Source organism: Rhodococcus sp. 3258 (assembly GCF_031456475.1).
Taxonomy (GTDB): Bacteria; Actinomycetota; Actinomycetes; order Mycobacteriales; family Mycobacteriaceae; genus Rhodococcoides; species Rhodococcoides fascians.
In genome coordinates, this window is sequence record NZ_JAVDUT010000001.1 from 823,192 (window position 1) to 836,340 (window position 13,149).

The window sequence follows — 13,149 nt, forward strand, 5'->3', positions numbered from 1 at the left end:
GAAAAGACCAGGTCAAGGACGGCTGAGAGCGCTCACATTCGCGTCGTTGTCCACCGGTTGCCCAGCGGCCGACGCCAACAGACCCTCGAGCACGTGCTTGCCTAGTGCATTGTCCGCGGGCAGATCGATGGGGTACTTCCCGGTGAAACATGCTGCACACAAGCGCGATTCGGGCTGCTCCGACGCCGCGATCATGCCGTCGATGGAGATGTAGCCCAACGAGTCGGCACCGATGGCCTGCCGGACGCCTTCGAGGATTCCGTCCTCGGAATCGACGCCGTTGGCGATCAGCTCTGCGGGAGAAGCGAAGTCGATGCCGTAGAAACAGGGCCACCGCACCGGCGGGGACGCGATACGGACGTGGATCTCGAGGGCACCGGCCTCGCGCAGCATCCTGATCAGCGCCCGCTGCGTGTTGCCGCGAACGATCGAATCATCCACCACCACGAGCCTTTTGCCGCGAATGACCTCTTTGAGAGGGTTGAGCTTGAGCCGGATACCGAGCTGCCGAATGGTCTGCGACGGTTGAATGAACGTGCGGCCCACGTACGCGTTCTTCATGAGCCCCTGGCCGTACGGGATTCCAGAGCCCTGGGCGAAGCCCACGGCTGCCGGAGTTCCGCTCTCGGGCACCGGGATGACCAGATCACCCTCGGCCGGGTGCTCCTTGGCGAGACGACGTCCGATTTCCACCCGAGTCGAGTGCACCGAGCGACCGCCGATGACGCTGTCGGGCCGTGCGAGATAGACGTACTCGAACACGCAGCCCTTGGGCTCGGGGGCAGCGAAACGCGAGGACCGAACGCCGTCGGCGTCGATCGCCAACAGTTCGCCGGGCTCGATGTCGCGGACGAACGCCGCACCGACGATGTCGAGTGCTGCGGTCTCGCTGGCGACGACCCAGCCGCGATCGAGGCGTCCGAGGCACAGCGGCCGAACGCCGTGCGGATCACGCGCGGCGTAGAGGGTGTGCTCGTCCATGAAGGTCAGGCAGAACGCGCCTTTGAGCAGCGGCAGCAATTCCATGGCCGCCTGCTCGATGGTGCAGTCGGCCGCCTTGTGCGCCAGCAGTGCCGTCACGACATCGGAATCCGACGTCCCGTTGCCCTGCAATCGATCGCTGATCAGGCCCGCATCGCGAGCCTTGGTGGCGAGTTCGGCGAAGTTCACCAGATTGCCGTTGTGCCCGAGTGCGATACCGGTACCGGCAGTGGTGGTTCGGAAGATCGGCTGCGCGTTCTCCCACGTCACCGACCCACTGGTGGAGTACCGGCAATGGCCGATGGCGACGTGCCCGGGCATCGCGCCGAGCGTCTGCTCGTCGAACACCTGACTGACCAGGCCGAGATCCTTGAACACGAGCACCTGGGAGCCGTCGGACACCGCGATGCCTGCGGCTTCCTGACCACGGTGCTGCAGTGCGTAGAGGCCGTAGTACGAGAGCTTGGCCACGTCCTCGCCCGGTGCCCACACACCGAACACTCCACACTCTTCGCGCGGCTCGTTCTCCGGCTCGTCGATGGGTTTGCCTACCAGAAGATTCGGACTGTCGACCGACAAATCGGCGTTCGTCACGGGCATTGCTCCCTAGGGGGTCCGGGGCGGGGGGCCGTGCCCAGTCTACGGGCACACGGGCTGACTCAACGCATCGTGTGTCCAGGAGATTCCCGCCGATCGAACGGCCACTGAATTCCGGCGGTCAGGTGATGGTCAGCAACGGCAACCACCGACCCACCTCGACGGCCCGACTGCCGGACGCATCGATCGAGCCGTCGCCGAGCGCCTCGGCGAAATCTCGGGTCCCGGTGGCCACCTGAAGCCATGTCAGAGCATCGGTTTCGACGACGTTCGGCGGGGTTCCTCTGGTGTGCCGGGGCCCGACGATGCACTGCACCGCGACGAACGGCGGCACCCGCACCTCCACCGACGACCCCGGTGCGTTCTGACCGAGAGTTCTGGCCGTGGTGCGCACGGCGGCGGCGATCTGCGCGCGTGGCGGCTTCTCGGCCTCACCTCGGATCCAGTCGGCGACGGCCAGAACGGCCTCGCGAACCTCGGCGGGACCGACCTCCTTGTGCGGTGGCATCTCTGATCAGCTCCTCTCACGTTCGGTCGCCGCGAGATGCGCCAACACGGCACCGCTCGCGTTGAGTGCGTAGTGCAGCGCAGCAGGGGCGAGCACACTGCCGCTGCGTGCCCGCAGCCACGAGAACACCACCCCGGCGACGGTCGTCGCGGCGACGGTCCCGGCCACCGAATCCCCGGCGGCGCGGGCGGGACGAATGTGCCACAGTCCGAAGAAAGCCGGCGACAGGGCAGGCGATGCCGCGTCGAGCACACCGCGGAAGAGCAACTCCTCGGTCAGCACCGTCCCCACCGGAATTCGGAACAGCACCCATTCGGCGAGATCGTCCTCGGACGGACGGACGCGTCGACGCAGTGCGGGTACGGCGGCCACCACCGCAGACCCCAGGACGGGTATCGCTGCCGCAGCCGCTCCCCATTTCAGCCCGGATGCGGCGTTCCGCAGGCCCAGCCGTTCGGCATTCGATCCCGACACCGCAGCCACAGCGACGGCGAACGACGCGTTGGCCACTGCCCGCCCGCGGGCTCCGAGCCCGGCCGCAGGCAGCACGTACGTGCTCCACGCCGTTGTCACGAGTCCGGTCAGAATGGGTCGTTCCGCAGGCTCCACTCCGGTTGCCAGAGCGGTTCTCACTTCTCGGGACCGTCACGTCCGGCGAATTGCTCCATGACGCCGCGCACTCGTTCGGTGTCGCGGTCGGTCCAGCCTTCGGGGGCGGCGACGGCCACCCAGCCGTCGAGCACGAGGGTTCCGTAGTTGTGACCGTGGCCGTCGGGGACGCCCGCGGCATTGGTCAGGTCCGCTGCCACCTGCCAGAACGTCACCACCGGGAACCAACGCATGCTCGGCAGTCGGTCCGGCCCCGGCGGCTCGGACAGCCAGTCCGGACGCTCGAACAGCAGGTCCGGTGACCACCAGACCACCGGATCCGACGCATGCTGGACGTACAGGATGCGCGGGGCGTACCAGGGCTGATCCTCCGGCGGGATGCCCGACGAATTGTCGGCGAAGCGAACCGTCAGGCCCTCGGAGTACACCGGCCGAACCTCGGGGCTGCCCGGATCACGCCTGCTGACGAACTGACTCCAGATGCGGTTGTCGTTCGGCGGACCCACCCACAGGACGCCGTCGGTGGTGGCGCGGATGTCCGCCAACCCGTCGAACGCGCCTTCACCGGACTTCGTCCCCAGACTTTCGCCGTAGACGTAGAACTTGGGGCGGGTGGCCTCGGGCTCCTGCAGCCAGCGGTCGTGCACTTTGTCGATCAGCGCCTTGCCTGCCTGGGCGGCTTTGTCGCCCTCGGCGATGAACGAGATCCAACTCGGCAGATACGAGTACTGAGAGGCGACGGTGGCGACATCGCCGTCGAACATCAGCTCCTCGGCCTCGACGGCGGTGGGGTTGACCCAGCCGGTGCCGGTGGTCGGCACGACGATGAGCGCTTTGCGCTGGAACGCGCCGGTGCGTTCGAGTTCGGCGACGACGATGTCGAGTCGTTCGTCCTGAGTCTCCGCGGTTTCCAGTCCGGCGTAGGCCCGAATGGGTTCGAGGCTCGGACGTCCGGTGGCCCGTTCCATCTCGTCGGCTCGCAGGCCGCTGGAGACGAAGTTGCGGCCCTCGAATCCGAGTGTGTCCCACGGTGCCAACGAGTTCGGGCTACCCGACCTCTCGTCGGCGACGGGTTGTTCTGTGCCCTCTCGCGTTTCGTTGTTCTGCAGACTGAACACCGAGTTGGTCACCTCGGAGACCGCACGCAGCAGCACACCCTGAACCAGGGCGACGACCAGAACCACCAGGACGATCACGCCGAGTGCGTTGGCCACTTCGCGTGGCATCTTGACGATGCGATTGATCTGACGGGCGAGCAATCGGACGACGTCGCGTAGCACCCGCGAGATCGAGATGAGCAGTGCGGCAATGGCAATGCTCAACGCTCCGGTGCGGAGGTACCCCGTCGTGGTGGTCCCCTCCGCGTCCATGAGCGCGGCGAGTTCACGCTGCCACTGCGCCGAGACCGCCAGCATGATCATCGACGCAGCGACGGCGACGACGAGTACGACCACCTTGACTGCGAGTTCGACCTTGCGCGGCAACGGCCACCACGAGCGCGAGGACAGCCACCATCGCGTCACCGCCCATCCCACGGCCACCCCGAAGGCGTACCCGATAGCCGAGTTGATGCCGCCGATGATGCCTTGGAACAGCCATCCACGAGGCAGCAGCGACGGCGTCAGTGACCAGCAGAAGAACAACGCGCTGAACGCGATTCCGGTGAAGTCCAGACGCAGCAGGCCCCACGACCACATGACGAACGGATGCTTCTCCGGCGACGGAGCCGAGAACTCCACCGTCGGAAAGTGATACCGATGATGCTGATCCTGCTCGAGTGTGGGCTCGGTCCCCCTTCGACGCTCCGATACCTGTCCCCCCACCTCGGTCAGCCGAAGAGTCTGGGAAGAGTGCTCTCGAACGTCTCCCGCAGTTCCGTCATCGGCACGGAGAACTGCCCCTGGACCTCGATCGAATCCGAGCCCTCGTCGACGACGCCCACTCGCGCCCACGGAAGTCCGCGTGCGGTGCACATGCCGGTGAACCGGGTCTCCTCGGTGCGCGGCACGGCGACCAGCACCCGGCCGGAGGATTCGGAGAACAAGGTCACGAACGGGTCTGCGCCTTCGGGAACGATGATGCGGCAACCGGTTTCGCCGGCCAAGGCTGCCTCGACGACGGCCTGAGCGAGACCGCCCTCGGACAGGTCGTGTGCAGCCGAGACCAGGCCGTCGCGGGAGGATGCGAGCAGGATGTCTGCCAACAACTGCTCCCGAGCGAGATCGACCTTCGGCGGAACGCCGCCGAGGTGATCGTGCTCGACCTGCGCCCAGATGGACCCGTCGAACTCGTCGTGGGTCTCCCCCAGCAGGATGAGCGTCTCGCCGGGCTCGAGGCCGAGCCCCGTCGGGATGCGGCGATGGACGTCGTCGATGACGCCCAGCACTCCGACCACGGGGGTCGGCAGGATCGGCTCCGCGCCGGTCTGGTTGTAGAAGCTGACGTTGCCGCCGGTGACCGGGATGCCGAGGGTGACACACCCGTCCGCCAAACCGCGTACGGCCTGCTGGAACTGCCACATGACACCCGGGTCCTCCGGCGAACCGAAGTTCAGGCAATTGGTGACGGCCTTGGGAGTGGCGCCGGTGACCGCGACGTTGCGGAACGCCTCGGCCAGAGCCAGCTGCGCGCCCTGGTACGGGTCGAGTGCGGTGTAGCGGCCCGACGCGTCGGTGGCCAAAGCGATTCCGCGACCGGTCTTCTCGTCGATGCGGATCACGCCTGCATCGGCGTTCTCTGCCAGCACGGTGTTGCCGCGGACGTAGCGGTCGTACTGCTCGGTGATGAATCGACGGCTGCACAGCTGCGGCGAGCCGATCATCTTCAGCAGAGTGGCCTTCAGCTCGTCCGCGGTTTCCGGACGCTTCAGCGACGCCGTGCTGTTCGCGATCAACGCGTCCTGGGTATCCGGACGCTGCACCGGACGGTTGTACACCGGGCCTTCGTGCGCAACGGTTTTCGGCGGTACATCGACGACGGTATCGCCGTGCCAGGTGATCTGGAGGTGCTCGCCGTCGGTGACCTCACCGATGACCGTGGCCAGGACGTCCCACTTCTTGCAGACGGCCATGAATGCGTCGACGTTCTCGGGGGTCACCACGGCGCACATGCGCTCCTGGGATTCGCTCGAGAGCACCTCGGCCGGAGTCATGCCGGTGGCGCGCATCGGCACCTTGTCGAGCTCGATGTGCATGCCACCACTGCCGGCGGACGCGAGTTCCGATGTGGCGCAGGACAACCCGGCACCACCGAGGTCCTGGATGCCGACGACGAGCTTGTTCGAGTACAACTCGAGGCAGGCTTCGATGAGCACCTTCTCGGTGAACGGATCGCCCACCTGAACCGCAGGAAGCTTCTTGCGGCCCCCACCGGTCTCGTCGCCGTCGAACGTCTCCGACGCGAGCACGGACACACCGCCGATGCCGTCGAGACCCGTTCGTGCACCGAACAGAATGATCTTGTTGCCCAGGCCCGACGCGAAAGCGAGATGCATGTCCTCGACCCGCATGACGCCGGCACACAGGGCGTTGAGCAGAGGGTTACCGGCGTAGGAGGCGTCGAACACCGTCTCGCCGCCGATGTTCGGTAGGCCGAGGGAGTTTCCGTACCCACCGACGCCTGCGACGATGCCGCTCAGGACACGGCGCGTATCGGGTGCATCGGCAGCACCGAATCGCAGCTGGTCCATGACGGCGATCGGGCGCGCGCCCATGGCCATGATGTCGCGGACGATGCCGCCGACGCCCGTCGCCGCACCCTGGTAGGGCTCGACGTACGACGGGTGATTGTGGCTCTCGACCTTGAACGTGACGGCCCAGCCGTCGCCGACGTCGACGACGCCCGCGTTCTCGCCGATACCGGCGAGCATCGGCTTGCGCATCTCGTCGGTGGTGGTCTCGCCGAAGTACTTCAGATGCACCTTCGAGGACTTGTACGAGCAGTGCTCGCTCCACATGACGGAGTACATCGCCAATTCGGCGTCCGTGGGCCGACGACCGAGGATTTCCTTGATGCGGACGTATTCGTCGTCCTTGAGTCCGAGTTCCTTGTACGGCTGCGCAACGTCGGGGGTGGCGACGGCGTTCGAGACAGTGTCTGTGGGTACAGAGCTAGCGGACACGAGGAATAGGTCCCTTCGATGGAGCGAAATGCCAGGGAGAGTCTATAAGGTGCCGCCGACATGTACGGCATCGGACGTATCGGCCTCGTGCGAACATCACCTGATGGACATTGCACTGACCGAGGACGATCTGGACGAAACGGGCGTCATCGACCCGTCGATGGTGGCCAAGGGAGTCGACGTACCGCCGAAAGCCGTCGTCTGTTTCTTCGCCGAGGTGATCGAGAGCATCTGCGCGAAAGGCGACGCCCGAGTGGTGTCGATCATGCGCTCCGAGCACGGCGAACACCCCGTCTACGAGATCGAACGAGACGGACAGAAACTTGCCGTCTTCCATCCCGGCGTCGGCGCGCCACTGGCCGCCCTGTTCCTCGAAGAAGCCATCGCCATGGGCTGCACGCAGTTCGTCGCCGTCGGCGGTGCCGGGGCGCTGTCCGACGACCTGGGCATGGGACACGTCATGGTCGTCGACAGCGCCCTGCGCGACGAGGGCACCTCGTTCCACTACCTGCCACCCGGTCGAGTGGTCGACGCCGATCCCGTAGGTGTCGCCGTACTGCAGTCGGTACTGACCGACGCCGGCATCGACTTCGTCACCGGCCGCTCCTGGACCACCGACGCGCTCTACCGCGAAACCCGCGGCCGAGTCTCGCGCCGCGTCGAGGAAGGCTGCCGAACGGTCGACATGGAAGCGTCGGCCTTCTGCGCAGTCGCCCGATTCCGTGGAGTCCGATTCGCGCAACTGCTGTACGCGGGAGACTCCCTGGCCGCCGACTGGGATCACCGCGGCTGGACCAAGGCAACAACGGTGCGCGAACAGTTGTTCTGGCTCGCTGCCGACGCCTGCCTGCAACTCGATCCGCTCTAGGTCCTCGGGTCGCTGGTCGGGGGTTCGCTTCAGGGTCGCTGGTTCACCCCCCGGATTTCGCAAACGCGAGCGCGTTTGCCGAACGCGAGCGAAACAGCCCCGGAATCGGGCACGAATCCGCGCGCACCTGACAATTGCGCGCGCGTTTGCGACGCCGATCTGGCTCAGGCAGGGGCGAGGAAAGCCGCCAACGCGTCGGCGTATGCCTTCACGTCGCCGGCTCCCATCAACTCTCGGGACGAGTGCATGGCGAGTTGCGCTGCGCCGACGTCGACCGTCGACAACCCGGTGCGCGACGCGGTGATCGGTCCGATGGTCGATCCGCACGGTAGATCCGCGCGATGAACGTAGCGCTGCAACGGTACGTCGGCTTGCTCGCAGGCCAGTGCGAATGCACCGGCACCGGCGGAATCGGTTGCGTAGCGCAGGTTTTGGTTGACCTTGAGTACCGGTCCGCCGCCGAGTTCGATGCGATGTGCAGGCTCGTGACGATCCGGGTAGTTCGGATGCGTCGCGTGCGCCATATCGCCCGAGGCACAGATGGATCCGGCCATCGTGCGCAAAAATTCCTCACGACCGCCGCCGCGCCCGAGCACGATGCGTTCGAGCACGGTGTTGAGCAGGTCCGAGAACGCGCCACGGTCGGACATACTGCCGACTTCCTCGTGGTCGAACAAAGCCAACACGGGAGTGACGTCGGTCGGATTCTCCACTGCCGCAAGCAAAGCCTGCGTTCCGGCGTAACAGGTGCCCTGATTGTCCAGACGCGGCGCACTGACCAACTCGGATTCGACTCCTACCACCGCGCTGGGTGCCAGGTCGTGTGTCATCAGTTCCCAGCCCAGTACCGAACCGGGATCGACGCCTTCTCGCTCGGCGACGTAGGAGACGAAGGACCGTGGCGAATTACCCACTCCCCAAATGGCATTGACGTGTCGCTGCGGATCGAGCGTGACACCTTTGCGGTCCTCGGACAGGTGAATCGCGAGCTGCGGAACTCGGAGGATCGGCTCGTCAACCTTGACGAGTACCTCGCGGGCGGTGTTGCCGTCACGCACGCTGAGCCGGCCGGAGATACCCAGGTCGCGATCGAGCCAGGAGTTGAGCCAGGCACCGCCGTACGGCTCCAGCCCGACCATCTGCCAACCCGCCGACTCCAGATCAGGATGCTGTTTCACCCGGAGATTGGGGCTGTCGGTGTGTCCGCCGACGATGCGGAAGGGGCCCTCACGCTCGGTGCTCCAGGCAACGAGTGAGCCGCCGCGGATCAGGTAGTAGCGGCCCGCTTCCGTCGGCCAGGCATCGGTCTCGTCCAGACGCACGAATCCGGCGTCCTCGAGCTGCACCGACACCGTCCGACACACATGGAACGGGGACGGCGAGACGTCGACGAAGTTGCAGAGACCGGCAGCAGAGGCAGAGGACGACATGGGAACCATTGTGTCAGCCGCCGCGTCGAACACCCCGAGAGCACACACCGACCGGGGGAGAAACATGAAGATCGAGCCGACACCGAACCAACACGTCGCTCACGCAACCACACTCGCCATCGTACGAATGAAAACGATCGAAGCATTTCGTACCCGCGGAATGGTGGTGCACCGTGAGGATGCGACCACGCTCGGCGCGGAGTCGGGTGCACGCTTCCCGCTCGACAACGTGTTCGCCCGCTGCTCGGGTGCGCCCCGGTCGGCGTGGGACAGCATCATCGGCGGCCATGTCCAGGTCATGATCGAGGCGATGCGCGAGTCCGCTCCGGCGTTCATCGCAGGCCTGTCCGACGACGAGTTCCATTCGAAACTCCGTGAACGCGTCGTCGCGCCGTGCGTGTTGGAATCGATGGGTTCGTACAGTTATTCGGTTCCCCTGCTCGCGGCACCCGATGCGCCGAGGCGGGTGTTGAATCTGTCGTCTCCGAATCGAGCTCTGACGTTGTCCGACAGTCACTTCGAGGGGCGCGACATCGACGCTGCGTGGGCTGCGGGTCGCAAGAACACTGCGGCGATCGAGTTCGAGGGAGCGCAGTTGCTCGAACGCGAGGGGGTCTGCATCGAGGTGCTCGACGGCGATTCGATCTATCTCGCGTCGAAGATCGCCGATATGACCACGCTGATTTCGTCGCATCTGGGCGAATGCCTGTACGGCGTACTCTTCGCCGTCCCCAACGCGTACGAATTCGCCTTTCATCGGCCCCGCGACGCCGACGACGCAGTCGCGGCAGCCACCGCACTCGCCGAGCTGGCCGACGTGTTCTCTCGCGATACACCGAGCCCACTGTCGCGCTCGGTGTTCTTCTGGCGAGACGGCGAGTATTGCGACGTGACGCACGGGCCTAAGGGTATCTTCACCTCAGCGTTGACCGAACTACGCGCACGCGCGGCCTGACTGCGAACACGTGCCGACAGACCCGCTATTCAGGCGGCGGAGTGGTCGGTCGTCCCGCTGCAGCGTCGCGAATCCAGTCGGGTACGGGTTGATAATCGCGTTCGGCCATGGTGATGTACGCGCGGGCAGCGGCAGCGGCGACCGTTGGCCGTGGTGCTTTGATGTTGCGTTCGTCGGTGGTGGTCATCGCGGGTCCTCCTGCTCGCTCTCGCCGTCAGTGTCCTCGGTTTCGCGCGGTTTCGCGCGGTTGCGCCAGTGCGCGACGTGCAGACCGGCCCGCAACGGCAAGCAGCACCTTGCGTTCGGTGCTGGCGATGAGAGCGACCCCGACGACGGCCAGAACGCCGACGACGAGGGTGACCCACGATTGGGCGGGCATCCGCTGCTCAGTGCGCCCCGGATACGCAGAACACGTTGTCGTCGGGATCGCTCAGCGTCACCCAGCGAAAGTCACCCATGGTGTGCTGCTGGATCTCGGTCGCACCCGACTCGACCAGCCGAGAGACCTCGTCGTCGAGGTTCTCGGCGGTCATGTCGAGGTGGACGCGATTCTTACCCGGCGTCGGGTCGTCGACCTTCTGGAAGGCCAGTCGATACGGGGCCGAAGCGAGTGCGACGACGTAGAACCAGCCGTCGTTCTCCTCGACGACCGATCCGTCGACCTGTGAGGCCCACCAGCGAGCGAGCGGGCCTGGGCCGGGGGAATCGAACGTGATCATGCCCAGGGTCAGTGTCATGGCGGAAGATTAGACCCACCCACCGACACGAAAATCAGGCGTTGACGATCGCGTCCAGTGCCGAGTAGAAGATGCCGAGCCCGTCGTCGCTCGGGCCGGTCAACGGCTCGGTGGCGTGCTCGGGGTGGGGCATCAGGCCGACGATCCGACCGTTCGCCGACGAGATTCCGGCAATACCGCGCTGCGACCCGTTGGGGTTGCTCCCGCTGTAGCGGAACACGACCCGGCCTTCACCTTCGAGCTCGTCGAGCACGCTCTGCGATGCCTGGAATCGGCCCTCGGCGTTCTTGACCGGAATCAGGATCTCGGCATCCTGCTCATATCGCGACGACCATGCCGTGCCGGCATTCTCGACCTTCAACCACTGGTCGCGGCACACGAAATGCAGGCCCTCGTTGCGCGTCAACGCTCCGGGAAGCAGTCCGACCTCGCACAACACCTGAAAACCGTTGCAGATACCCAGGATCGGCATCCCGCCCTCTGCCGCCTTGACGACGGACTCCATCACGGGAGCGAAGCGGGCGATCGCACCGGCTCGCAGATAGTCGCCGTACGAGAATCCGCCGGGGACGACGATGGCGTCGACGTTCTTCAGATCGGCGTCGGCGTGCCACAGGCTGACGGCTTCGCCGCCGGCGAGAGTCACGGCGCGGGATGCGTCGACGTCGTCGAGAGTTCCGGGGAACGTGATGACTCCTACGCGGGCGCTCATGAGATGCGGGTCACTTTCCAGTCCTCGATCACCGTGTTGGCGAGCAGCGATTCGGCAATCTTCTCGAGTTCGGCGTCGTCGACGGAATCGTCGATCTCCAGCTCGAAGCGCTTGCCCTGACGCACATCGGACACACCGGAGATTCCCAGCCGGCCCAGCGCACCTGCGATGGCCTGACCCTGCGGATCGAGAATCTCGGCCTTGGGCATGACATCGACTACGACTCGGGCCACGAAAGCGCTCCTTGAAATACGTACAGCAAGACAGTTACCGGCAGGTGGGAGTCTACGCAGCCCTGGCCAGCGGAGTGAAACCGCGCTTACTGTGGGGTGCATGCGGCTGACACACTTCGGACATTCCTGCGTTCTGGTCGAACTCAATGGCACCACGGTGCTGTTCGATCCCGGCACGTTCTCTCACGGATTCGAGGGCATCACCGGACTCGACGCCATCCTGGTCACCCACCAGCACCCGGATCATGTTGATCTGCAGCGACTTCCCGCGCTTCTCGACGCCAATCCCCGCGCCGAGCTGCACGCCGATCCCATGACGGCAGGCCAGCTCGGAGGAAAATGGATCGCGGCCCCGGCGGGCAAGGACTTCTCCGTGGGCGGCATCACCGTCACCGGAGTCGGCGGCACGCACGCCGTCATCCATCCGGAACTGCCGGAGATCGACAACACCGGTTATCTGCTCGGTACTCCGGAGAACCCGGGGCAACTGTTCCATCCGGGTGACTCGTTGTTCGTTCCCGAGCAACAGGTCGAGGTACTGGCATTGCCCGCGGCAGCGCCGTGGTCGAAGCTGTCCGAGACGGTCGAATTCCTCCGTGCGGTGGCACCGAGGATGGCGTTCCCCATTCACCAGGCCGTCGTCGCGGAACAGGCGAGGGGCATCTACTACGGACGCTTCAAGGAGATGTCCGACGCCGAAATCCGCGAACTCCCCGAGGAATCGTCCGTCTCGATCTAGCCGGTGACCTCGGGCGGGAGGGTGCCGATCATGGTCACTTGCGTTCCGTCCCACTGGTAGTCGATCGTCGCCGGTCCGCCGGTCGGGTTCGCATTGGCGTCATCGGCGAGTGGCCAGCGGTAGTTCACTGTGATCGTGTCGGAGGATTGCGCCGCCACCGACGTGAACCCGTACGGCTCCAGCGTCGCAGTGCCGAGGTACTCGGCGTCGTGAAAGAAAAGCAGATGTGTCGGCGAGCTCACCGTTGCCCCGGACGGGAGCGCTTCGACCCAGGTGAACGACGCACAGGGATCGCCCATGTCGGTGGCGACCCACGGTGAATCTGCGAACACGAGCGGCAGCGAGTCCACCGCCTGCGGTACCGGCCCCCACGTCAGATCCAGGCACAGCGGCTCGGCTCCCGACGGACCCATGGGAACCAGGTCGCTGGCCTCCTCGGGTGGCGTTCGCTGCGGCTGCGCTCCCTCGGTGACGGTGGCCGGGTCGGGTGTCACCGTCACCGAGCTCGTCGCTGTGGTCGTCGGAACGGCCGAGGACGGTGCTGCCGACGGCGTTCCTTGCTCCGATCCGCCGCACGCGACGAGAGCTGTTGCACCGACTGCGAGGAGCAGAAGTCGTTTCATGAAGACCACCTGGTTCGATTTGCCCGACGCCAGGTAT

General features: G+C 65.6%; 15 protein-coding genes. 3 read left to right on the forward strand and 12 right to left on the reverse strand.

The features are described from left to right. Window positions 1–12 precede the first annotated feature (12 nt). The 5 genes from purF to purL all read right to left on the reverse strand — a co-directional run bounded on the left by purF (window position 13) and on the right by purL (window position 6,815). Window positions 13–1,575: an amidophosphoribosyltransferase gene (gene purF, locus J2X62_RS03825; RefSeq protein WP_032367510.1), complete on the reverse strand. Its 1,563-nt coding sequence runs from the start codon at window positions 1,573–1,575 to the stop codon at window positions 13–15. A 124-nt stretch (window positions 1,576–1,699) separates the two neighbouring features. Then, window positions 1,700–2,086 carry a sterol carrier family protein gene (locus tag J2X62_RS03830; protein WP_027495845.1) on the reverse strand — a complete coding sequence of 129 codons (387 nt, stop codon included), beginning with the start codon at window positions 2,084–2,086 and terminating at the stop codon, window positions 1,700–1,702. A gap of 6 nt (window positions 2,087–2,092) precedes the next feature. Next, window positions 2,093–2,674 carry a CPBP family intramembrane glutamic endopeptidase gene (locus tag J2X62_RS03835; protein ID WP_371832703.1) on the reverse strand — a complete coding sequence of 194 codons (582 nt, stop codon included), beginning with the start codon at window positions 2,672–2,674 and terminating at the stop codon, window positions 2,093–2,095. A 41-nt stretch (window positions 2,675–2,715) separates the two neighbouring features. Then, on the reverse strand, window positions 2,716–4,392 hold the full coding sequence (locus tag J2X62_RS03840; RefSeq protein ID WP_230073742.1) for an alpha/beta-hydrolase family protein: 1,677 nt from the start codon (window positions 4,390–4,392) through the stop codon (window positions 2,716–2,718). Between the two features lie 131 nt (window positions 4,393–4,523). Then, the gene (gene purL, locus J2X62_RS03845; RefSeq protein ID WP_032367486.1) at window positions 4,524–6,815 is read right to left on the reverse strand and encodes a phosphoribosylformylglycinamidine synthase subunit PurL; all 2,292 of its coding nucleotides are present in this window, start codon (window positions 6,813–6,815) and stop codon (window positions 4,524–4,526) included. A 103-nt stretch (window positions 6,816–6,918) separates the two neighbouring features. Here purL and J2X62_RS03850 point away from each other — a divergent pair, with 103 nt between their 5' ends. Beyond that, the gene (locus J2X62_RS03850) at window positions 6,919–7,683 is read left to right on the forward strand and encodes a nucleoside phosphorylase (RefSeq protein WP_230073663.1); all 765 of its coding nucleotides are present in this window, start codon (window positions 6,919–6,921) and stop codon (window positions 7,681–7,683) included. Window positions 7,684–7,847: 164 nt separating this feature from the next. Here J2X62_RS03850 and J2X62_RS03855 read toward each other — a convergent pair whose 3' ends face one another. Then, complete coding sequence (locus J2X62_RS03855; protein WP_032367507.1) at window positions 7,848–9,122, reverse strand: M18 family aminopeptidase; 1,275 nt, start codon at window positions 9,120–9,122, stop codon at window positions 7,848–7,850. 55 nt (window positions 9,123–9,177) lie between these two features. Between J2X62_RS03855 and J2X62_RS03860 the strand changes: the two genes are divergently transcribed. After that, on the forward strand, window positions 9,178–10,068 hold the full coding sequence (locus tag J2X62_RS03860; protein ID WP_179274332.1) for a hypothetical protein: 891 nt from the start codon (window positions 9,178–9,180) through the stop codon (window positions 10,066–10,068). Between the two features lie 25 nt (window positions 10,069–10,093). Here J2X62_RS03860 and J2X62_RS03865 read toward each other — a convergent pair whose 3' ends face one another. From J2X62_RS03865 to purS, 5 genes are read right to left on the reverse strand one after another with little or no spacing between them, the layout of a single operon-like run. Further along, window positions 10,094–10,255, reverse strand: a complete 162-nt coding sequence (locus tag J2X62_RS03865; RefSeq protein ID WP_155289028.1) for a hypothetical protein — start codon at window positions 10,253–10,255, stop codon at window positions 10,094–10,096. A 27-nt stretch (window positions 10,256–10,282) separates the two neighbouring features. After that, complete coding sequence (locus J2X62_RS03870) at window positions 10,283–10,447, reverse strand: hypothetical protein (RefSeq protein WP_196250494.1); 165 nt, start codon at window positions 10,445–10,447, stop codon at window positions 10,283–10,285. A 7-nt stretch (window positions 10,448–10,454) separates the two neighbouring features. Next, entirely contained in the window at window positions 10,455–10,805 is a 351-nt protein-coding gene (locus J2X62_RS03875) for a VOC family protein (RefSeq protein WP_032371339.1), read from the reverse strand. Between the two features lie 34 nt (window positions 10,806–10,839). Beyond that, a complete protein-coding gene (purQ, locus tag J2X62_RS03880) occupies window positions 10,840–11,517 on the reverse strand; it encodes a phosphoribosylformylglycinamidine synthase subunit PurQ (protein ID WP_027495839.1) in 678 nt (225 codons plus the stop codon). Further along, a complete protein-coding gene (gene purS / locus J2X62_RS03885) occupies window positions 11,514–11,750 on the reverse strand; it encodes a phosphoribosylformylglycinamidine synthase subunit PurS (protein WP_032371340.1) in 237 nt (78 codons plus the stop codon). Before purS ends, purQ begins: the two co-directional genes overlap by 4 nt. A gap of 100 nt (window positions 11,751–11,850) precedes the next feature. On the opposite strand from purS, the gene J2X62_RS03890 reads away from it, so the two are divergent. Further along, window positions 11,851–12,489 carry an MBL fold metallo-hydrolase gene (locus J2X62_RS03890; protein WP_032367483.1) on the forward strand — a complete coding sequence of 213 codons (639 nt, stop codon included), beginning with the start codon at window positions 11,851–11,853 and terminating at the stop codon, window positions 12,487–12,489. Here J2X62_RS03890 and J2X62_RS03895 read toward each other — a convergent pair. Continuing rightward, complete coding sequence (locus J2X62_RS03895) at window positions 12,486–13,112, reverse strand: LppP/LprE family lipoprotein (protein WP_032371341.1); 627 nt, start codon at window positions 13,110–13,112, stop codon at window positions 12,486–12,488. The genes J2X62_RS03890 and J2X62_RS03895 overlap by 4 nt on opposite strands. Between the last annotated feature and the right edge of the window lie 37 nt (window positions 13,113–13,149).